Consider the following 22,913-nt stretch of genomic DNA (forward strand, 5'->3'; position numbering starts at 1 on the left):
ATTCAGCGAATGTGTTCCTATGCCGCGACGCTCAGCTCAAGTTCCGATGCACGCTTGACGGTCAGGGCCGGCACCGGGTGGCTCACACCGCGCAGCTCGAAAAAGTGGATGTCTGAAACGCTGTAATCAAACTCCGCCGCCTGCAAAAGCGTCTCGGACACCAGCAGTTCCGCACCCAGTGCCTTGGTTTCGGCTTCCAACCGGCTGGCCACGTTCACGGCATCCCCGATAATGGTGCGAGAAGCCGAACCGGCAGCGCCGATCTCGCCCAAAACCAGATCGCCCAGATGCAGACCCATGCCGATCCGGACACCCGGTGCGCCTTCGCCCTCAAGCTGACGGTTGAACTGCTGCAGCGCCTGGCTGATCTCGGCTGCCGCCTTCAGCCCGGCCCGGGCCGAGCTTGCGGTATCCGGTGTTTCAAACACGGCCAGCAGCCCATCGCCCATGTATTTGTCGACAACACCGCCCTGGGCAGTGATGGGCGGCACGATCGCGTCAAAGAACCGGTTCAGAAGGAACACAATGTCATACGGCAATTGGCCGGTCGTGCGCGCGGTGAACCCGCGCATGTCCAGAAACAGCACGGCAAGCTGGCGCTCTTTTCCCTGACTGGCATGCGCGCGCCCGCGGCGGCCTTCAGGGCGGAACATGCGGAACACGGTTGCGGGTTCGGTCGGGCGAATCTGACAGGCCAGGCGCGCGCCCTGCGGGGCGTTTACGGCGCTCAGACTGCGTGCCTCGACTGCACTGGGGGACGGAAGATCGTCGGTCCCTTTCTCGACAATTACACGGCAGGTGGTGCAACGCCCCTTGCCGCCGCACAATGCAGTGTGCGGGATGCCGTTGGCCTGAGAAATCTCAAGCAGGGTCATGCCTTTCTCTGCCACTACCTCGGGGCCGTCCACATACCGGACACGCACCGAATGCCTGCGCCGCCACATCTTGCGCCCGAAATAGATCAGAAGCGTCGCCCCAAGGGCCACCCAGAACACCATTAGCGAGGTGTTCTTGACACCGAACATGGTTTGGAAAGCTTCGGGGGAGGGCCAGTTGTAGTGCTCGATATACTGCTCGCGAAGGTCATCATCGGCGAAATCCAACCACAGCCGCCGCCCCTCGGTCAGCAGCCCCGCAAGCGCAAAGGTTGGGATGAAAACGGCCAATCCAATCAGATAGGGCACGGCCCGTGACCACCAACGGGTCAGGCGCAGCCACATATGCAGGCCGATACAGCCATGTATCCAGACCAACAACAGCAACAGGCTTTGCATCCAGATCGCGATGCTGGGCCACATCAGGATGATGATATAGCCCATCTCGTCATTCACATCGAAAATCTCGTGCGCATACCGTGTATGAACAATGTGAGAGATCAGCTGCAGCGGGATCAGCAACCCCAGAACAACCTGCAATCCGGTGCTGAACGGCATGCGCAGGGTTCTGCGCTGGGCGATGGAATAAAGCGCCAGACCGGCATGGGTGAACAGCGCCGCATACAGAAGGATTGCCCCGGCATCGTGCCGGGTCACAGCCTGACGCCCATCCTGCATGCCATGCAGGTAATCCGTGTGAAACAGGCCCAGGCCAATGTTGATGAAATGGAAGAAGGCAAAGGTAAACAGGACAAGGCCGCTGCCGATCCGAAGACGGGTAGCCCATCCGCCGCGCCACAGAACGTTACTCAATGATGCCACCCATATCCGGCCTTTCGTGCCCCAAAGTCTGATACGGGGTAGGGCGGCGGTCAAGACGGCCATCGGGCGAAGGACTGAATTCACCGTGCGGCGCTGGTGAATTCAGCCAATTGCTTATTCCTGTTCGGCCAGGAAACGCTCGGCGTCCAGTGCGGCCATGCAACCCATTCCGGCGCTGGTGACGGCCTGGCGATAGATATGGTCCGTCAGGTCACCCGCAGCGAAAACACCGGGAACCGAGGTTTCGCTGGACCCCGGTTTGGTCACGACATAGCCACCCATATGGGTTTCCAGCGTGTCCTTGACCAGTTCGTTGGCCGGAGCGTGGCCGATGGCCACGAATACGCCCTTGCAAGGAATTTCCGTGATCTCGCCGGTTTTCACGTTCTTCACGCGCACGCCTTCCACGCCCAGCGGAGCATCGGTTCCGATCACCTCGTCCAGTTCATGGAACCACAGCGCCTCGATCTTTTCGTTTTTGAACAGGCGATCCTGCAGGATTTTTTCTGCCCGCAGTTCATCCCGGCGGTGAATCAGCGTGACCTTGCTTGCAAAGTTGGTCAGGAACAGCGCCTCTTCGACGGCGGTATTGCCGCCACCGATCACCACGATCTCCTGTCCACGATAGAAGAACCCGTCGCAGGTGGCGCAGGCAGATACGCCAAAGCCCTTGAACTTGTCTTCCGAGGGCAGGCCAAGCCACTTGGCGCGGGCGCCAGTGGCAAGAATGACCGCGTCTGCCGTGTAAACCGTGCCGCTGTCACCCTTCGCGGTGAACGGGCGCTTGCTGATATCCAGATCGCTGATGATGTCGCCGATGATCTCGCAGCCCATCGCCGCTGCGTGTTCCTGCATCTTGATCATCAGATCGGGGCCCTGCACCTCGGTAAAGCCGGGATAGTTCTCGACATCGGTTGTGGTGGTCAGCTGGCCGCCGGGCTCGATCCCCTGTACCAGGATCGGCTCCAGCATTGCCCGGCTCGCATAAACGCCGGCCGTGTATCCGGCCGGTCCCGACCCGATGATCAGAACCTTGGTGTGTTTTGTGTCGGCCATGGTACCCCCAACTCGATCTGCCTGATGTGGGCGCTCGGCCCGTTGAGGGTGGATATAGCGACCGCTTGATCGGGCTTAAAGCCCCTTCCTGACGGTTCCTGTACGGCAGGCAGGTCAGGCGTTGTCGATCAATTTTGCATTACAAATAAACAATATTGCGCGGCGGTGAAATAATATTGCGCATTAGCTGGGCGCTGATATAACAACTGAAAATTCAGGAGCATTCCATGGTCGCCACACGGCTGGATGAGATTGACCGCAAAATTCTGGCGGAATTGCAGGCAGACGGTCGCATGACCAATGTAGAACTGGCCAAACGCGTGGGAATATCGGCCCCGCCGTGTCTGCGCCGAGTGCGCACGCTCGAGGAATCAGGCCTGATCCACGGCTACCACGCCGACGTCAACGCCCGCGAACTTGGGTTCGAAGTGCAGGTCTTTGCCATGGTCGGGCTCGAAAGCCAGGCCGAATCCGAACTCAGCGCGTTCGAAAATCGGTGCCGGGAATGGCCACTGGTCCGCGAATGCCACATGCTGAACGGCGAAGTCGATTTCATCCTGAAATGCGTTGCGCCAGATCTCAGCAGCTTTCAGCAGTTTCTGACAGGCGACTTGCTGACCACGCCGAACGTGGCCAGCGTCAAGACGTCGCTTGTCATCCGCGGCGCAAAAGACGAGCCCGGCGTGCCCTTCGACGTTCTGGAAGAACGAATGAACCGGACGGCGTAACCCCCGCGCGTTTTGGATGTGCCGTAACCGGCGGCAGCATTGCGGCGACCGCCAAAGATAAGATCCAACTGAGTATTAGCTGCATTATGCCCCCACTATGCAGTAATCGTTAACATTTCACGCTGATATCGCGTCCACCTCTCCATCTCCGGCGCGCGGCATCAGCAGCGGGCCAAAATCGTTGAGCGACTCGATATGAGCAAACAGGTTCAAATAGATCGACCGCAAAGAGTGGCTGATCATCCGAACAGCATTAACACCTGGATGATAAGACTCAAAAGACAACCCATCAACACTTATCACCGAATGCCGTTTGAGGCAGATATGAAACAGTTCGACCGGAGTGGGCGGCAATGTTTCGATAACGCCCATTCCGTCCTGGAACTCCCGAACCGGTGCCAGAATCGGCGCGCCGCCATGCAGGTGGCGCAAATGGGCCGGGCAGCCCAGCAGCCGGGCTGCTGGTCCGGCGATGACACCGGACATCGGCTTCTGCATCCCGAACGTGTCGGCCATGATCCGGGTCAATGGCCGCGTCCGGCCGCGAGAATCTTCGCGTCCTGGAATCAGCGTGACGGATCCTTTCCACAGCACGGTTTCCGAGGTGCCATCCTGTGTCAGGACCGTATCCCCCGGCATCAGATCTTCGATTGCAATCGGTCCGCGTTCGGTATCGACCAGCGAACCGCGCGTGAAAGCGCAGAACGCGTCCTCGAACATGGGCAGCGCCGGTGCGATGTGGCGGGTTTGCGAAACTTCACCGTTTTTCAGCAAGGTGCTGACTTCGTAGCGCCGCAGCTGCGCCTTTGCCTTTACTGGCGGTTGTTGGGCTTCGCGCAGCATCGCCGACGTTTCGACGGCATTTCTGGCGGCGCGTGCCAATGAATTTGGAATAGTCATATTTATTCCGTCCCCTCTAAATACCGGTCATGCAGGCCGAACCCTAGGGCAGACCCACCAGATCGGTGTTGTTCTTTGTCTTGAATGAAACGAGAGACCACAGGACGGCAGTCGGAATTCCCGCGCGTCGCGACGCAATATCGCATAACTTTGGTCAACACATTGACCCCCCAGACAAACTCACACAAACGCAAACTGAAATTGTTCACGCACACACGCCCCGTATCAGCGCCACGCAGTATGGTCGTGGCAGCTCGTGCATCGGGCCGGAGCACCCTCCCGTTGCACGTATTAGCCCTTGGAACCGGCAGCATGGTTCCGCGGGCCTTCATGATCAGCGCCGCGCCGCCAGACGGCGTGCAACTCTGACAGATCTGCTGGAAACTCGCTTCCATGGCATGTCAGGGTTTTGATCCCTGATCGCCGCGAAAACAGCGCTTAGAAAGCGTGATCTCGTCTTCATAACTTTGTCCTGCTCAATTATTGGGGCTTAGGCCCGTTTTCCCTTGTGTGAACCATTTGTGACGCTGATTTGCGGCACCGATAAGGCTGATCCGGGATCAATTGAGGACAAATTGAAGGTAAGCGGTTCCCTTTGTTAACATTGCCGCGCCAATCAAAGGTCAAAACGTATAACTGTTTGACAGCGGACAATAATTTCCGTTCGATTCTGATTGGAATAAACACCAAAAATGTGGCGGAAAAGCGGCAAAATTGCCTTAATCTTGTCTAAAACTACAATCTGATCGCGGAAATCAGGCGCCCGTAGTCCGCCTCTTTGGCGTGTGTCGACCGGCGGTAGGAATAGAACCTTTCAGGGTCGGAATAGGTGCAATGCCGTGTCCATTCCGCCTGCCCGATACCCGCCGCCCGCAGCCGGTGCAGGCCAAAGGCGGGCAGATCGAAATGAAGTCGATCGCCTTGCCCATTTACGAAAAACCGCATGTTATCGGGCGAGTCCGCGGCAAAGTCATCCAAAAACTCCGGCCCGACCTCATATGCGCGTTGCGAGATCGTGGGGCCTATCACCGCAATGGTGTCTTCGCGGCGCGCGCCTAGGGCCACCATGGCCTCCAACGTGGCTTCCAGCACACCATCCAGGGCACCGCGCCACCCGGCATGTGCGGCCCCGATCACATTTGCGTTTGGATCAGCAAACAGCACTGGCTGGCAGTCGGCCGTCAGGATCGTCAGGGCCAGCCCGGGCATTGCAGTCACAACCGCGTCCGCCTTTGGCTTCTCACCGGTAACCGGGGCATCGACCGTCAGGACGGTTGGGGAATGCACCTGATGCACACTGATCAGCGCGTCGGGGGTAACTGCCATCGCATCGGCCACCCGGCTGCGGTTCACGGTTACGACGTCGGTCTGGTCAGACGACCCGTACCCGCAGTTCAGCCCCGAGAAGATTCCGGATGACGCCCCGCCGCGGCGGCTGAAAAACCCATGGCGGACAGGGGACAGAAGATCAGATGTCAGAATCTCGAGCGTCATGGTTCCAGTCCCGGTGGTGGAGAAGCGTTTGCCGGATAGAGGCCCAGCACTTTGAACAGGTTTCCCATTTCCTCGGGATGCGTCAACCGGCGATGTGCCGAGACCAGCGAATCCAGCGCCGGACCGGTTAATGATTGAGCCAGTCTTTGCGCGCGTGCCGTTATCCCCAGCCGCTCAAGGAAAACGCCCTGTGGGGTCAGGCGCGTGTGGGCACAGCCCGCTGTCCGGCTGGCCGCTGCAAGGGGTTCGAAATCAACATGAGCCGTCAGGTCGGCCTGGCCCGGATCCGTCAGCACGTCTGACCGCTGATGCCCGCGCAGCGCCTGCAACGTGTCGCCCAGCGATCGCCAGTCGCCGTAATCCACGATCAGGCCAACTCCTCCATACGCCGCTATGCGACCGGCAATTTCGGTGAGATAAGGCGCCGCAGCTGCGCAAAGCTCGACCAAATCGCCATCCATTGTATCCTCAAGCCGGTCTTGCAGGGCAATTTGCGACCCCAATGGCCCCAGACCAAAATGCAGCGCACCCTGATCCGCGCCGATCAGACGCTCGCGCCAACCCTCGCCGTCACGCAGGAATTGCCGGATGGGCAGGGCATCAAAGAACTCATTAGCTACAAGATAAGTGGGAAGGCTTGGCAATTCATCGATCGCGTCGATCCAAACGGGTGCGTAGTCCTTCAGAGTCTCCGCCTGCATGGCGCGCAGTGTGGGTGATGCCTCCAGCAACAGCACCCGCGCCGCGTCATGAAAGCCGGGAACCTCCCGCGTCGCGCGCAGGATATCGGCCATCAGGGTTCCGCGACCGGGACCGAGTTCAACCAATGCAATCCGCGACGGACTTCCCTGATCCAGCCAGCTTTGCGCCAGGCACAAGCCGAGCATTTCTCCGAACATCTGGCTTATTTCGGGTGCGGTAATGAAATCGCCCTGCACGCCCAGCGGGTCGCGGGTTGTGTAGTATCCCAAATCAGGATGCAGCAGGCATTCGCTCATGTAATCGGCAATCGTCATCGGGCCGTCCTGCCCGATCCGTGCCAGCAGGTGATCGGTCAGGGTCATTTCGCCGCCCGGGCACGCAGGGCAAACCACAGGCCAAGAGCGATCATCGGCAAAGACAACAACTGTCCCATCGTCAGCCCATAGCCGCCCACATGCCACGCAAGACCCAACGGGTTGCCGGGAGAAACAAACTGCGCATCCGGCTGGCGGAAGAACTCGACTATAAAACGCGACGCGCCGTATCCGGCCAGAAACACGCCCATGATCAGGCCGGGTTTGCGGAACGCCCCGCGCCGATAGGCCAGCCACAGCAAAAGCGCGCCAAGCAGGATGCCTTCAAGTGCAGCCTCATACAATTGTGAAGGGTGGCGCGCGCACATGCCCGCCACAACGCCGGGGCAGTCCTGCGCGGCCATGCCGGGAAAGATCACAGCCCATGGCGCATCGCTTGGCCGCCCCCAGAGTTCCGCATTGATGAAATTTGCCAGTCGCCCAAGCAACAATCCCGGCGGTACGGTGTGGGCGATCAGATCGGCCAGAGACAGCGCCGGTATATTATGCCGCCTTGCATAAAGATATGCGGCGACAACCACGCCCAGCAATCCGCCGTGAAAGGCCATGCCGCCTTGCCAGACTTTCAGGATATCCAGCGGATGCGACAGGTAGTATCCGGGCTGATAAAACAGCACGAACCCCAGCCGTCCGCCCAGAATGACGCCAAGGATGATCCACGTGACCAGATCCTCCAGCTGTTCCTTGCGCAGAGGCGGCACCTCGCCGGGCCACAGGGCAGGGCGACGCAACGCGGACAGCGCCATCCGCCACGCGATCAGAATGCCGGCGATGTAAGCCAGTGCGTACCATCGCAGCGCGAACTCCATCCCGAACAGCGAGATCGAGAACAATTCGGGCGACAGATCGGGAAAATTCAGAATAGCCTGCATGTGCGTCTCATTGCCCGGGCTTTGCAGGGCAAGTCAACCTTGAGTCCGGCTCATTCTTTACCCATATAGGGACCAACCGCGAAACCGGAGTTAGAGACATGCAAACCCGCAACAAAATCCTGGACGACGTATCCCAGCTGATGACCAACGCGATGGGCGTGGCGCAGGGCGCGCGGGAAGAGGCCGAAAATGCGATGAAGTCGATGATCGACCGCTGGCTGGCCGACCGTGATTTCGTCACCCGCGAAGAATTCGATGCCGTCCGTGCCATGGCCCAGAAAGCGCGCGAAGAAAATGCGGCGCTCGAAGCGCGGATTGCAGCGCTTGAGGCGAAACTGGACAAGTAACGTTCCGTTCGCGCCGCGTTGACCAAGTTTTCACGACAAAATTATCTGCCGCGCAATCCGAATTAACGGGTTGTGCGATGCGGTGTATTTTGACGCGTCGCAGAATTAAATCAAGAAAAAGCTGGGCAAAGTGCCAATATTTTGGATGCCGTTGCAGGCTGTCCACAACTTATTGCTGTTATCCCCAAGAATGGGGGTTGTCAGAATATCAACCACATCGCACCATATTTAGTACAGGCCCAAGGGGGAAGCCCGGCTTGTAGAGCAGGCAACTAGCAATGGGGCGCTGCCAGCCCCGAAATGCTAGAGAAGGAGCGAGGTGGCATTATGGCCCTTTCCGAACAGTTTCTAGAAGAAGACCTTCATCCGATTGATATTGTTGAACATCTGGCCGAACACCACGACTGGGATTTTGACCGCATCGGCGATGACCAGATTGCCATGGCCGTCGAAGGCCAGTGGCGGACCTATTCGATCACGCTGGCCTGGTCCAACTATGACGAAACACTGCGGATGGTCTGTTCGTTCGAAATGGAACCGCCGGCCGAACGGGAAATGCAGCTTTACGAGCTGCTCAACAAGATGAACGACCAGTGCTGGGCTGGGGCCTTTACCTACTGGGCCAACCAGAAACTGATGGTCTACCGCTATGGTCTGGTGCTGGCGGGCGGCCAGATGGCCAGCGCCGAGCAGATCGATACGATGATCAACGCCGCCGTACTCAGCGCCGAGCGGTATTACCCGGCGATACAACTGGTCACGTGGGGCAACCGTACCCCGGAAGAGGCCATTCAGGTCGCCATTGCAGAGGCCTACGGCCGCGCGTAAAGCTTTGCCCTGAATCGTTACATTACGAGAGGGGCAATCATGGATATGTCACGCGTCGCCGATCAAGGGCTTGTGCTTTTGGGATGTGGCAAGATGGGGTCCGCCATGCTCGCCGGATGGCTTGAGCATGGTCTTCCCGCATCTTCGGTCTGGGTTATCGACCCTTACCCTTCCGACTGGCTCAAGGCGCAGGGCGTGAACATCAACACACCGTTGCCCGAAGCGCCCGCCGTGGTGCTTGTTGCCGTCAAACCGCAGATGATGGGCGACGCGCTGCCCGCGATCAAGGCGCTGGGCGGTGGCACCAGCCTGTTCATCTCTGTTGCAGCCGGAACTTCGCTGGCCACGTTCGAGGACGTTCTGGGGCAGGGTACCCCGATCATCCGCGCCATGCCAAACACGCCCGCCGCGATCCGCCAGGGCATTACCGCGCTGATCGGCAACGCCAACGCCACAGACGCCGATGCGGATCTGGCCGAATCCCTGCTCTCGGCCATCGGACAGACGGTCCGGCTGCAGAGTGAGGACCAGATGGATGCCGTAACCGGCCTCAGCGGTTCGGGTCCAGCTTATGTTTTTCACCTGATCGAAGCGCTCGCCAAGGCGGGCGAGGCGCATGGCCTGCCGCACGAACTGGCGATGAAGCTGGCCAAATCCACCGTGGCCGGGGCCGGTGCGCTGGCCATGGCCGCCGAGGAAGACCCCGCACAACTGCGCATCAATGTCACCTCGCCCAACGGGACAACGCAGGCCGCGCTTGAGGTTCTGATGCACGAGGAAACCGGGTTCCCGGATCTTCTGCACCGCGCCGTCGGCGCTGCAACCAACCGGTCGAGGGAGCTGTCGCGTGAGTGAGATTTCCTTCGACGACTTTCTGAAGGTTGATATCCGCGTGGGTCAGGTGGTGCGCGCAGAACCATATCCCGAAGCCCGCAAACCCGCGATCAAGATGTGGATCGACTTCGGCGACGAGATCGGCGAGCGCAAAACCTCGGCTCAGATCACGGCCCATTACGACCCGGCCGGGCTGGTCGGCAAACATGTGATGGCCGTGATCAACTTTCCGCCGCGCCAGATCGGACGTTTCATGTCCGAAGTTCTGGTGCTGGGGCTGCCGGACGAAAACGGCGAAATCGTTCTTATCGGCCCTGACGGCAAGGTCCCGCTGGGCGGGCGGATGCACTGATGAAGCTCTGGATCACCCGACCGATGACACCCGCCGTCGAAGCCCGCGCCCGTGCCGAGTTCGACGTCCAGATCAGGTCTGAAACCACGCCGCTTGACCACGCTGAAATGCATCGTGCCTTGACCGAGTTCGATCTGGTGGTTCCGACGTTGGGCGATCAGTTCTCGGCGCAGATCATCGGTGAGGTGCCCGCACCGCGATGCAAGCTGCTGGCCAATTTCGGCGTGGGTTACAACCATATCGACGTGGATGCGGCACGGTCGGCAGGTATCGCCGTTACCAACACGCCTGGCGCTGTCACGGACGCCACCGCTGACATCGCCATGACCCTTCTGCTGTCCACTGCTCGCCGTGCGGGCGAGGGTGAGCGGCTGGTCCGATCGGCTGGCTGGCGGGGGTGGCACCCGACCCAGATGCTGGGCCACCACGTGACCGGCAAGCGGGTCGGCATCGTGGGCATGGGCCGTATCGGGCAGGCCATCGCACGGCGCTGTCATTTCGGGTTCGGTATGCAGGTTGCCTATCAGTCGCGCAGCCCAAAGGACGTCGATTTTCCCGCGGACTACATCCCCAAACTGAGCGACCTTGCAGCGTCGGTCGATTTCCTGGTTCTTGCCGTCCCCGGCGGCGTGCAAACGAGGCATCTGGTCAACACGCAGGTTCTTGAGGCGATGAAGCCGTCCGGCCTGCTGATCAACATCGCGCGGGGCGAGGTCGTGGACGAGGCGGCCCTGATCGTGGCCCTGCGAGACGGCCGAATCGCGGGCGCGGGTCTGGACGTATACGAATTCGAACCGATCGTCCCTCAGGCCCTTCGTGATATGGAAAACGTGACATTGTTGCCGCATCTGGGCACGGCCACCGAAGAGGTGCGTACCGATATGGGGCAGATGGCGCTGGACAATGTCGCGGCCTTTGTTGCGGGGCGTCCGTTGCTCAACCCGGTTTAGACGCCCACCGCCTGGCGCCAGTGTTTGCGGCACAGCGAAACATAGGTTTCGTTGCCGCCGATCTGCACCTGTGCGCCTTCGGTGATGGCCTGGCCGTTTTCGTCCTGCCGGATCACCATGGTCGCCTTACGTCCGCATCTGCAGATGGTGCGCACCTCGCGCATCTCGTCGGCCAGCGCTAGCAGGGCGGCCGAGCCCGGGAACAGCTTTCCGAGAAAATCGACCCGCAACCCATACGCCAGCACGGGAACATCCAGATCGTCCACCGCGCGGGCCAGTTGCCATACCTGATCCTCGGTCAGAAACTGCGCCTCATCGACGAAGACGCAGGCGATTTTGCCTTTGTTCCGGCGATCTTGGATCATCTGAAAAACGTCGTCTTCCGTTGCGAACACATCCGCTTCGGCGGATATTCCGATGCGAGAAGCGATGCGACCGACACCGGCCCGTCCATCCAGCGCGGCGGTCATCAGATAGGTATCCATGCCCCGCTCGCGATAGTTGTGCGATGCCTGCAGCAACACGGTCGATTTGCCCGCATTCATGGTGGAATAGTTGAAATACAGTTTTGCCATGGGCCGGGTCTAAATCGGGTGAACCAAGGGGGCAAGTCATCAATGGCATTAAGGAAGCGACGTCGCCGTTGCGGTTGCATGGGCCGAGCAGATGCTCTCTGGGGATGGAACCCGCGCGCCCACAACAACGACGCCGTCGGCCAACATATGGCCTAAACAGAGCGGAGCTAAGAATCAGCTCCGCGATCACTCATTACCGGCTTGAAATGCCGCCACTCACTCACAAAATCCCCGCATATCTGAGGGATAGCCAATATATGACATTTCAATTATGAATCGAATATGGGAAATTTCCCCACCCTTTCCCCCAAATGCGGTCGGCTGAAGGGTGATTACAGGTAACAAAGGTAAAACAATGGCAGATATCGGGGCCTATCTGAAAAAGCATACCGAAGCACTGGTCAAAGATGTGGGAATCGAATCTGCCTGTAAGATAACGGGCAAGTCCAAAGCGACACTTGGGCGGTACTATTCAGACAACGCCGAACACAGCGACCGGTTCATGCCGGTGGACGCCGTAGCGCGGCTTGAGACGGTGGCAGGCTTCCCCCACGTTACCTCTGCGCTGGCCGATCTCAATAACATTACTTTGTCGTATGACGGCCGGAATTCCGACTCCCCGCGCACCGGCGGCGTGAACTCGGACGTCATCGCCTTAAGTCAGCGTTTTGCGATGCTGATGACCGAATACCAGGCTGCCATCGAAGACGGTATCATCACCGTGAACGAGGCAAAGCGGCTGCTGAGAGAAACCAGTCTGTTGCAGCAGGTGCTGATCGAAATGAAGCTGCATCTGGAAGAAGAAAGCGTCAGCTGAATCGCCGGAACTCGGGTCCGAGATGCGATTTTCGTGAACAGACGCTTGCCCGAATGATTGTGAACTCAGCCGTGCCGCTTCACAATCACAGACCCGACCGAATAACCGGCCCCGAAGGAACAGATCAGGCCGATCTGGCCATCTTCCAGATCGTCCGAGTATTTCGAGAATGCAATGATCGACCCGGCGGATGAGGTGTTAGCGTAATCCTGCAGGATATTGGGCTGCTCACCCGGATCGGGCACGCGGCCCAGAACCTTTTTGCCGATGAAATCGTTCATGGTCTTGTTGGCCTGATGCAGCCACAGCCGTTTCAGATCGTCACTGCCTAGCCCCTCGGCCTCCATGTGATCGGTGATGTGCTGGCTGACCATCGGCAGCACCTCCTTGAACACCTTGCGCCCGTTCTGCATGAACTGCATGTCGCGCCGATCTTCCATCCCGGCCGGTCGGGTGCGGCGCAAAAAGCCGTTGTTGTTGCGGATGTTGTTGGAAAATGCCGTGGCGCAGCGGGTCGAGAGAATCTCAAAATGGGCGCCCGTGGCATCCTCCTGCCGCTCGATCAGCGTGGCGGTTGCAACATCGCCGAAAATGAAGTGGCAATCGCGGTCGCGCCATTCCAGATGGCCCGAGCAGATCTCGGGGTTGACCACCAGCGCCGCCCGGACAGACCCCGACCGGACCATATCCGCAGCCGCCTGAATCCCGAACGTGGCCGAGGAACAGGCGACATTCATGTCAAACCCGAAGCCCGAGATACCGAGCGCCTGCTGTATCTCGATCGCAATGGCAGGATAAGCGCGCTCGTGGTTCGAGGCAGCGCAGATCACCAGATCAATGTCATCCGCCGTGAGACCGGCCTGCGTCATGGCCTTTTTGCAGGCATCCACCGCCATTTCGGTCATGATCCCCGGCTCATCATCGCCGCGCTGCCGTAGAAGCGGGTGCATCACGTCCGGATCCAGAACGCCGGATTTGTCCATCACATAACGGTTTTCGATCCCTGATGCCTTCAGGATGAACTCTTCCGACGAATGCTGCATCGCCTCCATGCGCCCGTCCGCGATGGCCTGCGCGTTCGCGGCGTTCTGTTTGTCGGCATAGGCGTTGAACGCTTCGACAAGCTCGGCATTGGTGATGACATTTTCGGGTGTGAAAACCCCGGAGCCGGTGATGGCAGGCGTATACATGGTCGGTCCTGATTGGTCTGGATCAGCACAAAATGCCGATGCAAGGCGGGCAGATCAAGGTTGGGTGACCTAAGGGAATGCGCGGGAACACGCCGGGTGATGTAACCTCCGGCGTGATTGCTTTTGCTTACCCGACTATGTGAACAACCTGCCCGAGCCAGAAAAAACCCCCGGATTGCTCCGAGGGTTTCGAGTAACATTCAAATGACGCTGAACCGTGTCAGCCCTGCAGCGACCTGACCTCGACATCACCCTCGGCCTGCGCCTTGATCGCCAGAGCGGCAGCATGGCTGGCAGCGGCTGTGGTGAAATACGGGATCTTGTCATAAAGCGCGATCGAGCGGATGGCCTTACTGTCCTCGACCGCCTGCGCGCCTTCGGTGGTGTTCATCAGCAACTGAACCTGACCGTCTTTCAGCATGTCGACCACGTCCGGGCGGCCTTCATAAACCTTGTTGACCACGTCGCAGGGCACGCCCTGTTCAGCCAGCCAGCTTTGCGTGCCCCGGGTCGCGACAAGTGTAAAGCCCTGCGCCACCAGCACCTGCGCCGCTTCAAGCATCGTCCAGCCCTTGTCCGCGTCCTTGATCGAGATGAACGCGCGCCCCGAAGACGGCAGGACCATCCCGGCGCCCATCTGCGCCTTCAGGAAGGCGCGCGGGAAGCTGCGGTCCCAGCCCATCACTTCCCCGGTCGAGCGCATTTCGGGGCCTAGGATCGTGTCGACGCCGGGGAAGCGGGCAAAGGGCAGCACCGCCTCTTTAACCGAAAACCACGGCATGTCCGGGTCGGCCAGTGTCATCTGATCGGCGATCTTGGTGTCGTCCACGGTCTTGTAGGCCGGACGCATCGGGAAGTTCGAAAGCTTTTCACCCGCCATCACCCGCGCCGCGATCGAGGCAATCGCACTGTCGGTCGCCTTGGCGACAAACGGCACCGTGCGGCTGGCGCGCGGGTTCACCTCGATCAAATAGATCTCATCATCCTTGATGGCGAACTGCACGTTCATCAGGCCCACGACGTTCAGAGCTTTGGCCAGTTTGAACGCCTGATCCTTGATCTGGTCGAGGATCTCTTTCGAGAGCGAATAGGGCGGCAGCGAACAGGCCGAGTCACCCGAGTGCACGCCTGCCTCTTCGATATGCTGCATGATACCGGCTACGTGTACGTCGGTGCCATCGCACAGCGCATCCACATCCAGTTCGACCGCTCCGGCCAGATAGCTGTCCAGCAGAACCGGGCTGTCACCCGAAACCACCACGGCCTCGTTGATATAGCGTTTCAGCTGGTCCATATCGCGCACGATTTCCATCGCGCGGCCACCCAGCACGTAAGAGGGGCGTATCACCAGCGGGAAGCCGATGTCTTCGGCAATTTCCAGCGCCTGCTCGTCGGTAGAGGCAATACCGTTATTGGGCTGTTTCAAACCCAGATCGTTGACCAGCGCCTGGAACCGCTCGCGGTCTTCGGCAAGGTCGATGGCGTCCGGCGTGGTGCCGAGGATCGGAATGCCTTCGGCCTCAAGCGCGTTGGCCAGTTTCAGCGGCGTCTGGCCGCCGAACTGAACGATAACACCGTGCAACGTGCCGTTTTCCTGTTCTTTCGTCAGGATTTCCATCACGTGTTCAAAGGTCAGCGGCTCGAAATACAACCGGTCCGAGGTGTCATAATCGGTCGAGACCGTCTCGGGGTTGCAGTTGACCATGATGGTCTCATACCCCGCCTCGGTCAGCGCGAAACAGGCGTGACAGCAGCAATAGTCGAACTCGATGCCCTGACCGATCCGGTTCGGACCACCACCGAGGATGACAACCTTCTTGCGGTCCGACGGACGTGCCTCGCATTCAACCTCACCCATCATCGGGGCTTCGTAGGTCGAGTACATATAGGGCGTCTGTGCTTCGAATTCGGCGGCACAGGTGTCGATGCGTTTGAACACGGCATTCACACCCAGGTTGCGGCGGGCGCGGCGGACGTTTGCTTCGTCGCGGCCAGACAGGTTGCCCAGTCGCGCATCGGTGAAGCCCAGCATCTTCAGCTTGCGAATACCGTCCTCGGTTACCGGCAGGCCGTCTTTGCGGACCGTGCGCTCGGCCTCGATGATCTCGCGGATACGGGCCAGGAACCACGGGTCAAACTTGGTAACGCCGAAAATCTCGTCATCGGTCAGACCGTGACGCATGGCCTGCGCGATGGTGCGAAGGCGGTCGGGCGTCTGCTGACTGATCGCCTTGATGACGTGCGCCTTGTCGTCACCGCTTTCGCCCTCGTCCCACAGGCCGATGCTCAACCCCGGAATTTCGATCTCGTCAAACCCGGTCAGGCCCGATTCCATCGACGCCAGCGCCTTCTGCATCGATTCGTGGATGGTGCGGCCGATGGACATTGCCTCACCCACCGACTTCATCGCGGTGGTCAGGTAGGGTTCGCTGCCCGGGAATTTCTCGAAGGCGAATTTCGGGATCTTGGTGACGACATAGTCGATTGTTGGCTCGAACGACGCGGGCGTGACCTTGGTGATGTCGTTGTCCAGTTCGTCCAGTGTATAGCCCACAGCAAGCTTGGCGGCGATCTTGGCAATCGGGAAACCGGTCGCTTTCGAGGCCAGCGCCGAGGAGCGCGACACGCGCGGGTTCATCTCGATCACGACCATACGGCCATCTTCAGGGTTGATCGCCCACTGCACGTTCGACCCACCTGTTTCGACGCCAATCTCACGCAGAACGGCGATCGAGCCGTTGCGCATGATCTGGTATTCCTTGTCGGTCAGTGTCAGGGCAGGGGCCACGGTGATCGAGTCGCCGGTGTGCACGCCCATCGGGTCCACGTTTTCGATGGAACAGACGATGATGGCGTTGTCGGCGGCGTCGCGCACCACCTCCATCTCGTATTCCTTCCAGCCCAGCAGGCTTTCGTCGACGAGGATCTGGTTCACCGGCGAGGCATCCATGCCGGAGCGGCAAAAATGAATATAATCCTCGCGGTTATAAGCAACACCACCGCCGGTTCCGCCCAGTGTAAAGGCGGGGCGGATGATCGCAGGCAGGCCGATTTCTTCCAGTTCGTCCAACGCCATCTGTACGCCGGCATCCAGATCGGTGGAGCCGTTCTCGCGCTTGGGTGCGGTCACGATGGTTGCCTTGGGGTTCTCAAGACCCAGCCGGTCCATCGCCTCGCGGAACAGGGCGCGGTCCTCGGCCATTTCGATGGCATTGCGCTTGGCGCCAATCATCTCAACCCCGAACTTCTCGAGCACACCCATCTCTTCCAAAGCCAGCGAGGTGTTCAGACCGGTCTGCCCGCCCATCGTGGGCAGCAGAGCGTCTGGGCGCTCTTTCTCGATGATCTTGGCAACCACTTCGGGCGTGATCGGTTCGATATAGGTGGCATCTGCAAGACCGGGATCGGTCATGATCGTAGCGGGGTTCGAGTTCACCAGAATGACCCGGTACCCTTCTTCCCGCAGCGCCTTGCAGGCCTGTGCGCCCGAATAGTCGAATTCGCAGGCCTGTCCGATGACAATGGGGCCGGCCCCGATGATCATGATCGACTGGATGTCGGTTCTTCTGGGCATGGCCTGGTTCCTTCGATTGTCCGCGAGTCAGGGCACCCTCCGAGTGCCCAAATTGTCCTGCGTTATAGGGACCGCGCCAAAAGGTTCAAGGGGGATCGAAAACAGGGATGAAATTGCCGCTTTCCCCTCTTTCCCTTACCGCCGTATTCTCTATACCGCGCAGCACGGTAAATTGAGGATGCACGTGCGAATTCGTTTCGATCAGGGGCCAGCCGGACCCGGAACCAGTTTCGACCGACCAGCCAGAGTGATCCGCGTGGACAGGGCGGAGGACGTGCCCCAGGCGATGGCGGCGCTGGATTCGGCGCGCGCTGACGGTGCATGGCTGGCAGGCTACGCCAGTTACGAGCTTGGATATGTTTTAGAGCCGCGCCTTAACGACCGCCTGCCGGAAGATCGCCGCCTGCCGCTTCTGTGTTTTGGCGTTTATGACGCGCCCACACAACGTGATCTTCCCGCCGCCGCCGGCGGGGTGACCGGTTTTCAGCCACGCTGGGATGAGGCCCGGTATACCCGCGCCTTTCGACAGGTTCATGACGCGATCGGGGCCGGGGATATCTATCAGGCCAATCTGACCTTTCCGATCGATCTGACGGTCGAAGGCGACAGCGCCGCGCTATACGCGGCCCTTGCAGCAGGCCAGCCTGTCGGCCATGGCGCGTTGATCGAGCAAGACGATCTGCCCGATCTGCTCAGCCGCTCGCCCGAGCTGTTTTTCCGCACCGACGCCGACCGCGGGATCGAAACCCGCCCGATGAAAGGCACTCAGCCTCGCAGCGAGGACATGGCGGAAGACGCCCGCCGCCGCGCATTCCTGTCGACCGACGACAAGAACCGCGCCGAGAACCTGATGATCGTTGATCTGCTGCGCAACGATATCAGCCGCGTCGCCTTGCCCGGATCGGTCCGGGTGCCCGAACTGTTCAAGGTCGAAACCTACGCCACCGTCCATCAGATGGTCTCGCTGGTGCAGGCGCAACTTCATATGGGCGCGGAATTGTCCGATATCCTCACGGCACTTTTTCCCTGTGGCTCGATCACCGGCGCGCCCAAAATCCGCGCGATGGAGATCTTGTCCGACCTCGAACTCTGGCCGCGCGACATTTATTGCGGCACAATCGGCTGGGCAGCGCCGGACGGACGGTCGGAATTCAACGTAGCGATCCGTACGCTGATGGTGGAAAACGGCGCTGCCACGCTGAATGTCGGCGGCGGCGTCGTCTGGGACAGCACCGCCCCGTCCGAATATGAGGAAGCGCTATGGAAAGCCCGCTTTGCCCGCCAGCCGAGACTGACTTCCGCCTGATTGAAACACTGGCCTACCGGCCGGGGCAGGGGATGATCCGGCTGGATCTTCATCTGAACCGGATGCAGCGCACAGCAAACGCCCTGCACCTGCCGTTTTCCCCGGACGACGCACAATCGGCGCTGCAGACCATAACGGGCGATACCCCGCTCCGGTGTCGTTTGACGATGGACGTGTCAGGCCGTTTCGAGGTGACCACCGGGGTGTTGGCCGACAATCCTGCGGTCTGGCGGATTGCCGTGGCCGAAACACGGCTGTCTTCGTCGGATATCTGGTTGCGGCACAAGACCACGCAACGCGAAACCTATGACATCGCCCGGGCCTCGTTGCCTGCCGGAACGGATGAGCTGATTTTCCTCAACGAACTGGACGAGCTGTGCGAGGGCACCATAACGAACCTGTTCATCGAAACCTCGCGGGGCCAGCACCTGACACCGGCACTGACCTGCGGTCTTCTGCCGGGCATTCTGCGGCAGCAGCTTCTGGAAACAGGAAAAGCCACTCAGGCGGTCCTTACCCTGGCCGATCTGCGCAACGCCCGGAACCTCTGGGTCGGCAATTCCCTTCGCGGCCTGATCCCGGCTGAACTGGTGCAGCATTGAGCGCGTTTGGCGAATGGGCCCTTCCGCCGACAACCCGTGTCCGGCTCTGGCTGGAGTTCGGATTGTTCTTCGTCGCGGTCCCGGTCCTGATTGCCGTCCTTTTCCCGCCGAACTGGATGTTTCCGATGCTGTTCATCTTCACGGCAATCGGGATCGTTCTGTTGCACAACACGCCCGGCTTTTCATGGGCCGAACTACGCTGGAACTGGCACAACTGGTCCTGGGCCGAACTGTTGGTGTTCATCTTCGCCATGGCCCTGTTCTGCTCGATCCTGGTGTTGTGGACACGGCAGGACGCAGCGTTCTACCTGCTGCTCCACCGGCCCGAGTTTCTGGCCCTCATCTGGCTCGGGTATCCGCTGGCCTCGGCCCTGCCGCAGGAGCTGCTTTTCCGGCCTCTGTTCTTTCGCCGCTATCACGGGATCCTGCCGGACGGCCGCGCGGCCTATCTTCTCAATGCCGCGCTGTTTTCACTGGCGCACCTGATGTATTGGAGCTGGATTGTCGCCCTCATGACCTTAGGCGGCGGGCTGCTGTTCACCTGGGCCTACCGCAAGCGCGGATCGTTTTTCTACGCGGTGCTGTTGCACGCGATTGCGGGCAATATCATCTTCGCGGCCGGGCTGGGCATCTATTTCTACTCGGGCAACGTGCAAAGGCCGTTTTGACGACGCGACCCGCCTTGACTTTCCAAGCCCGACGGGGTGTATCGGCGCGACGAATTCTGCGCCCGAAGGGATATGATCCATGCACGCCTACCGCAGCCACACCTGCGCCGCTCTGACCGCCGCCAATGTCGGTGAAACCGTCCGCCTGTCCGGCTGGGTGCATCGGGTCCGAGATCACGGCGGCGTGCTGTTCATCGATCTGCGCGACCATTTCGGCGTAACCCAGGTGCTGTGCGACGGCGACAGCGCCGCCTTTACGGCCCTAGAAAAGGTGCGCTCCGAGTGGTGCATCCGCATCGACGGCACCGTCAAGGCGCGTGATGCCGAACTAGTGAACCCGAAATTGCCGACCGGCGAGATCGAGGTATATGTCCGCGAACTCGAAGTGCTGGGCGCCGCCGAAGAACTGCCGCTGATGGTTTTCGGCGATCAGGAATACCCAGAGGAAACCCGCCTGCGCTATCGCTATCTGGACCTGCGCCGCGAGGCCATGCAGCAGAACATGACCCTGCGCTCGGACGTTGTCGCCTCGATGCGCAAGCGTATGTGGGATCAGGGCTTCCGCGAGTATCAGACGCCAATCATCACCGCCTCGTCGCCCGAAGGCGCGCGCGACTTCCTGGTGCCCTCGCGCCTGCATCCGGGCAAGTTCTACGCCCTGCCGCAGGCCCCGCAGCAGTTCAAGCAGCTGATCATGGTGTCGGGCTTTGACAAGTATTTCCAGATCGCGCCGTGCTTTCGCGACGAAGACCCGCGCGCCGACCGCTCGCCCACCGATTTCTACCAGCTCGACCTCGAGATGTCGTTTGTCGAGCAGCAGGACGTGTTCGATACCATCCAACCCGTTCTGACCGGCGTGTTCGAAGAATTCGGCGGTGGTCGCAAGGTCGATCAGGACTGGCCGCAGATTTCCTACAAGGACTCGGCCCTGTGGTACGGCACCGACAAGCCCGACCTGCGCAATCCTATCAAAATGCAAGTGGTCTCCGACCATTTCCGCGGATCTGGCTTCGCGATATTCGCGAAGCTGCTCGAGCAGGAAGGCACCGAAATCCGCGCCATCCCTGCGCCGAATGGTGGCAGCCGAAAGTTCTGTGACCGTATGAACGCCTTTGCCCAGAAAGAAGGTCTGCCCGGTATGGGCTACATCTTCTGGCGCGATCAGGGCGAAGGCATGGAGGCCGCCGGCCCGCTGGCCAAGAACATCGGCCACGAGCGGACCGAGGCGATCCGTCAGCAGTTGGGTCTGGGTGTCGGCGATGCGGCTTTCTTCCTGGGCGGCAAGCCGAAAGCCTTTGAAAAGGTTGCAGGCAAAGGGCGCGACGTGATCGGCGAAGAACTGAACCTGACCGAGAAGGACCGTTTTGCCTTTGCCTGGATCGTGGATTTCCCGATCTACGAGCAGGACGAGGAAACCGGTGCGATCGATTTTGAGCACAACCCGTTCTCGATGCCCCAAGGCGGGATGGAGGCGCTGAACGGCAATCCGTTGGACGTGCGCGGCTATCAGTACGATCTGGCCTGCAACGGCTATGAACTGGTTTCGGGCGCGATCCGGAACCACAAACCCGAAATCATGCTGAAGGCCTTTGAACTGGCCGGTTATGGTGAGGACGAAGTCAAATCCCGCTTCGGTGCCCTGTTCAATGCCTTCCATTACGGCGCGCCGCCGCACGGTGGCTGTGCTGCCGGTATCGACCGGATCGTTATGCTGCTGGCCGATGAGGCCAACATCCGCGAGGTCATGATGTTCCCGATGAACCAACGCGCCGAGGATCTGATGATGGACGCCCCGTCCGATCCGACCTCGGATCAGCTTATGGAACTGGGCTTGCGCCTCATTCCGCAGGAGTGATCCGGTAACGCCCGCCTTGCGCGGGCGGTTGCCCTGACGGGCCGTTTCCGGGATCGCGCCATAGGCCCCGCGCATCGATACGCGCTGACCGGTGATGCAATCCCTTAATCCACACGAACCCACCTCATTTGGCGCAAGGCGTGAATTGCCTTTCCCCTCGGCATCCTGGCCTCACCACTCACGCAGGGGTCTGACCGGACGACGATCAGCCGCTCAGCCAGCGGATCAGTCAAGCGGGTTTTCCAGATGCTGCCGGTTGTTTCGAATACTTCGCGCCGCCGTGCGCGTCTGCCGGTAGGCCCATAGAAACAGCAGCGTGGCCGTGATGAAATACGCCGTGACCATGTCAGATCGCCTCCCGCTGTTGTAAGCGGGACTGAACGATACCGGCCACCTGCGCCGCCCGCGCGGTCACAGGCGCACCCGCAGCCCGGGACGCGGCCAGCTTTTGCGCGGCGTCTGCCAGCACCGTGTCTTCCGCATCGCGGGCCACGCCGGTCAGAAATTGCGCGGCATAGTCCAGTGTCCGGTGGTCGTTTGGCCCGGCCAGAACGTCGGCGATATGGGCCATGTCGTCCTGATAGGCCATCGGATCGGGGCGTATGACCTCATCCTGGATGGCATGCAGTCCGCCGGGGCGGCGATCTTCGGGCAGCAACTCCAGAATGGTGCGCTGGAAACAGGCCAGAGAGTTCAGGGGCTTGTTCAGAAAACCGTCTGCACCGGCCTGCATTGCCAGTTGCTCGGCACAGTCATCGCCGGACAGACCCAATATGACGCCGATCCGGGGCGAGGCCTCGTTAAGTTCGGCAATCAGGTCCGCCCCGGGCCCGTCGGGCAGCCCCATGTCCACCAGAATGACCGATGGGCGATAGATCTTCAGATGACGCCGCGCAGATGTCAGACAGTCCGCCCGCCGGATCCGCGCGCCGCTGTGCAGACACATCAGCCGGATCGCATCGCAGGCATAACGGCTGTCCTCGACAACCAGAATGGTTTGCCCCAAAAGCGGGCGCGTGGCGGTGGGCAAAGGGCGTGTGGCCTCGAAAGGGTTCGAATCGTCCATGGCAGACCTCCTGATCAGCAGATGCCTCACGCTAGGATCTCCTGGCTAACACAGGGTTAATTTTGCACTGCACGCCAGAGGCAAACACTGGCCGTTTCCCGTCGGCTCGTGCTACCAAACCTTCTG

At 60.2% G+C, this 22,913-nt stretch carries 21 protein-coding genes; 11 read left to right on the forward strand and 10 right to left on the reverse strand.

Annotated elements, in window-relative coordinates; genetic code table 11:
• Positions 1-17 precede the first annotated feature (17 nt).
• Together ACR3EQ_RS19235 and trxB are read right to left on the reverse strand one after the other, a co-directional pair.
• Entirely contained in the window at positions 18-1,688 is a 1,671-nt protein-coding gene (locus tag ACR3EQ_RS19235) for an adenylate/guanylate cyclase domain-containing protein (protein ID WP_480491625.1), read from the reverse strand.
• A gap of 123 nt (positions 1,689-1,811) precedes the next feature.
• Positions 1,812-2,753, reverse strand: a complete 942-nt coding sequence (trxB, locus tag ACR3EQ_RS19240; RefSeq protein WP_170614740.1) for a thioredoxin-disulfide reductase — start codon at positions 2,751-2,753, stop codon at positions 1,812-1,814.
• Between the two features lie 227 nt (positions 2,754-2,980).
• Here trxB and ACR3EQ_RS19245 point away from each other — a divergent pair, with 227 nt between their 5' ends.
• The gene (locus ACR3EQ_RS19245) at positions 2,981-3,481 is read left to right on the forward strand and encodes an Lrp/AsnC family transcriptional regulator (RefSeq protein ID WP_170619551.1); all 501 of its coding nucleotides are present in this window, start codon (positions 2,981-2,983) and stop codon (positions 3,479-3,481) included.
• A gap of 117 nt (positions 3,482-3,598) precedes the next feature.
• Here ACR3EQ_RS19245 and ACR3EQ_RS19250 read toward each other — a convergent pair whose 3' ends face one another.
• From ACR3EQ_RS19250 to lgt, 4 genes are all read right to left on the reverse strand, one after another.
• A complete protein-coding gene (locus tag ACR3EQ_RS19250) occupies positions 3,599-4,381 on the reverse strand; it encodes a Hint domain-containing protein (RefSeq protein WP_170614738.1) in 783 nt (260 codons plus the stop codon).
• Positions 4,382-5,116: 735 nt separating this feature from the next.
• Positions 5,117-5,875 (reverse strand): peptidoglycan editing factor PgeF, encoded by a 759-nt coding sequence (gene pgeF / locus ACR3EQ_RS19255; RefSeq protein ID WP_170614737.1) that lies wholly within the window; start codon positions 5,873-5,875, stop codon positions 5,117-5,119.
• Positions 5,872-6,939 carry an SAM-dependent methyltransferase gene (locus ACR3EQ_RS19260; protein WP_170614736.1) on the reverse strand — a complete coding sequence of 356 codons (1,068 nt, stop codon included), beginning with the start codon at positions 6,937-6,939 and terminating at the stop codon, positions 5,872-5,874. Before ACR3EQ_RS19260 ends, pgeF begins: the two co-directional genes overlap by 4 nt.
• Positions 6,936-7,823 (reverse strand): prolipoprotein diacylglyceryl transferase, encoded by an 888-nt coding sequence (gene lgt, locus ACR3EQ_RS19265; protein ID WP_170614735.1) that lies wholly within the window; start codon positions 7,821-7,823, stop codon positions 6,936-6,938. Before lgt ends, ACR3EQ_RS19260 begins: the two co-directional genes overlap by 4 nt.
• A 98-nt stretch (positions 7,824-7,921) precedes the next feature.
• On the opposite strand from lgt, the gene ACR3EQ_RS19270 reads away from it, so the two are divergent.
• From ACR3EQ_RS19270 to ACR3EQ_RS19290, 5 genes are all read left to right on the forward strand, one after another.
• Positions 7,922-8,170 carry an accessory factor UbiK family protein gene (locus tag ACR3EQ_RS19270; RefSeq protein WP_050604795.1) on the forward strand — a complete coding sequence of 83 codons (249 nt, stop codon included), beginning with the start codon at positions 7,922-7,924 and terminating at the stop codon, positions 8,168-8,170.
• Between the two features lie 327 nt (positions 8,171-8,497).
• Positions 8,498-8,998, forward strand: a complete 501-nt coding sequence (locus tag ACR3EQ_RS19275; RefSeq protein WP_170614734.1) for a type III secretion system chaperone family protein — start codon at positions 8,498-8,500, stop codon at positions 8,996-8,998.
• A gap of 39 nt (positions 8,999-9,037) precedes the next feature.
• Entirely contained in the window at positions 9,038-9,853 is an 816-nt protein-coding gene (gene proC / locus ACR3EQ_RS19280) for a pyrroline-5-carboxylate reductase (RefSeq protein ID WP_480491629.1), read from the forward strand.
• Positions 9,846-10,184, forward strand: coding sequence for a tRNA-binding protein (locus tag ACR3EQ_RS19285; protein ID WP_480491631.1), 339 nt, complete (start codon positions 9,846-9,848; stop codon positions 10,182-10,184). The genes proC and ACR3EQ_RS19285 overlap by 8 nt, the downstream gene beginning before the upstream one ends.
• The gene (locus tag ACR3EQ_RS19290; RefSeq protein WP_480491633.1) at positions 10,184-11,134 is read left to right on the forward strand and encodes a 2-hydroxyacid dehydrogenase; all 951 of its coding nucleotides are present in this window, start codon (positions 10,184-10,186) and stop codon (positions 11,132-11,134) included. The genes ACR3EQ_RS19285 and ACR3EQ_RS19290 overlap by 1 nt, the downstream gene beginning before the upstream one ends.
• Here ACR3EQ_RS19290 and ACR3EQ_RS19295 read toward each other — a convergent pair.
• Complete coding sequence (locus tag ACR3EQ_RS19295; RefSeq protein WP_170680897.1) at positions 11,131-11,709, reverse strand: thymidine kinase; 579 nt, start codon at positions 11,707-11,709, stop codon at positions 11,131-11,133. The genes ACR3EQ_RS19290 and ACR3EQ_RS19295 overlap by 4 nt on opposite strands.
• Positions 11,710-12,064: 355 nt before the next feature.
• On the opposite strand from ACR3EQ_RS19295, the gene ACR3EQ_RS19300 reads away from it, so the two are divergent.
• A complete protein-coding gene (locus ACR3EQ_RS19300; protein ID WP_170614729.1) occupies positions 12,065-12,526 on the forward strand; it encodes a hypothetical protein in 462 nt (153 codons plus the stop codon).
• A 65-nt stretch (positions 12,527-12,591) separates the two neighbouring features.
• Here the strand turns inward: ACR3EQ_RS19300 and ACR3EQ_RS19305 are convergent, their stop codons facing one another.
• Complete coding sequence (locus ACR3EQ_RS19305) at positions 12,592-13,716, reverse strand: beta-ketoacyl-ACP synthase III (protein WP_170614728.1); 1,125 nt, start codon at positions 13,714-13,716, stop codon at positions 12,592-12,594.
• Between the two features lie 220 nt (positions 13,717-13,936).
• The gene (carB, locus tag ACR3EQ_RS19310) at positions 13,937-17,290 is read right to left on the reverse strand and encodes a carbamoyl-phosphate synthase large subunit (protein WP_170614727.1); all 3,354 of its coding nucleotides are present in this window, start codon (positions 17,288-17,290) and stop codon (positions 13,937-13,939) included.
• 178 nt (positions 17,291-17,468) lie between these two features.
• Between carB and ACR3EQ_RS19315 the strand changes: the two genes are divergently transcribed.
• The 4 genes from ACR3EQ_RS19315 to aspS all read left to right on the forward strand — a co-directional run bounded on the left by ACR3EQ_RS19315 (position 17,469) and on the right by aspS (position 21,721).
• Positions 17,469-18,596: an aminodeoxychorismate synthase component I gene (locus ACR3EQ_RS19315; protein WP_170619550.1), complete on the forward strand. Its 1,128-nt coding sequence runs from the start codon at positions 17,469-17,471 to the stop codon at positions 18,594-18,596.
• Positions 18,551-19,198, forward strand: coding sequence for an aminotransferase class IV family protein (locus ACR3EQ_RS19320; RefSeq protein ID WP_170614725.1), 648 nt, complete (start codon positions 18,551-18,553; stop codon positions 19,196-19,198). Before ACR3EQ_RS19315 ends, ACR3EQ_RS19320 begins: the two co-directional genes overlap by 46 nt.
• Positions 19,195-19,866: a CPBP family intramembrane glutamic endopeptidase gene (locus ACR3EQ_RS19325; protein ID WP_480441894.1), complete on the forward strand. Its 672-nt coding sequence runs from the start codon at positions 19,195-19,197 to the stop codon at positions 19,864-19,866. The genes ACR3EQ_RS19320 and ACR3EQ_RS19325 overlap by 4 nt, the downstream gene beginning before the upstream one ends.
• 79 nt (positions 19,867-19,945) lie before the next feature.
• Positions 19,946-21,721 (forward strand): aspartate--tRNA ligase, encoded by a 1,776-nt coding sequence (gene aspS / locus ACR3EQ_RS19330; protein WP_170614724.1) that lies wholly within the window; start codon positions 19,946-19,948, stop codon positions 21,719-21,721.
• Between the two features lie 346 nt (positions 21,722-22,067).
• Here aspS and ACR3EQ_RS19335 read toward each other — a convergent pair whose 3' ends face one another.
• Entirely contained in the window at positions 22,068-22,787 is a 720-nt protein-coding gene (locus ACR3EQ_RS19335) for a response regulator (protein WP_170614723.1), read from the reverse strand.
• Between the last annotated feature and the right edge of the window lie 126 nt (positions 22,788-22,913).

The organism is Ruegeria sp. AN11 (assembly GCF_056536005.1).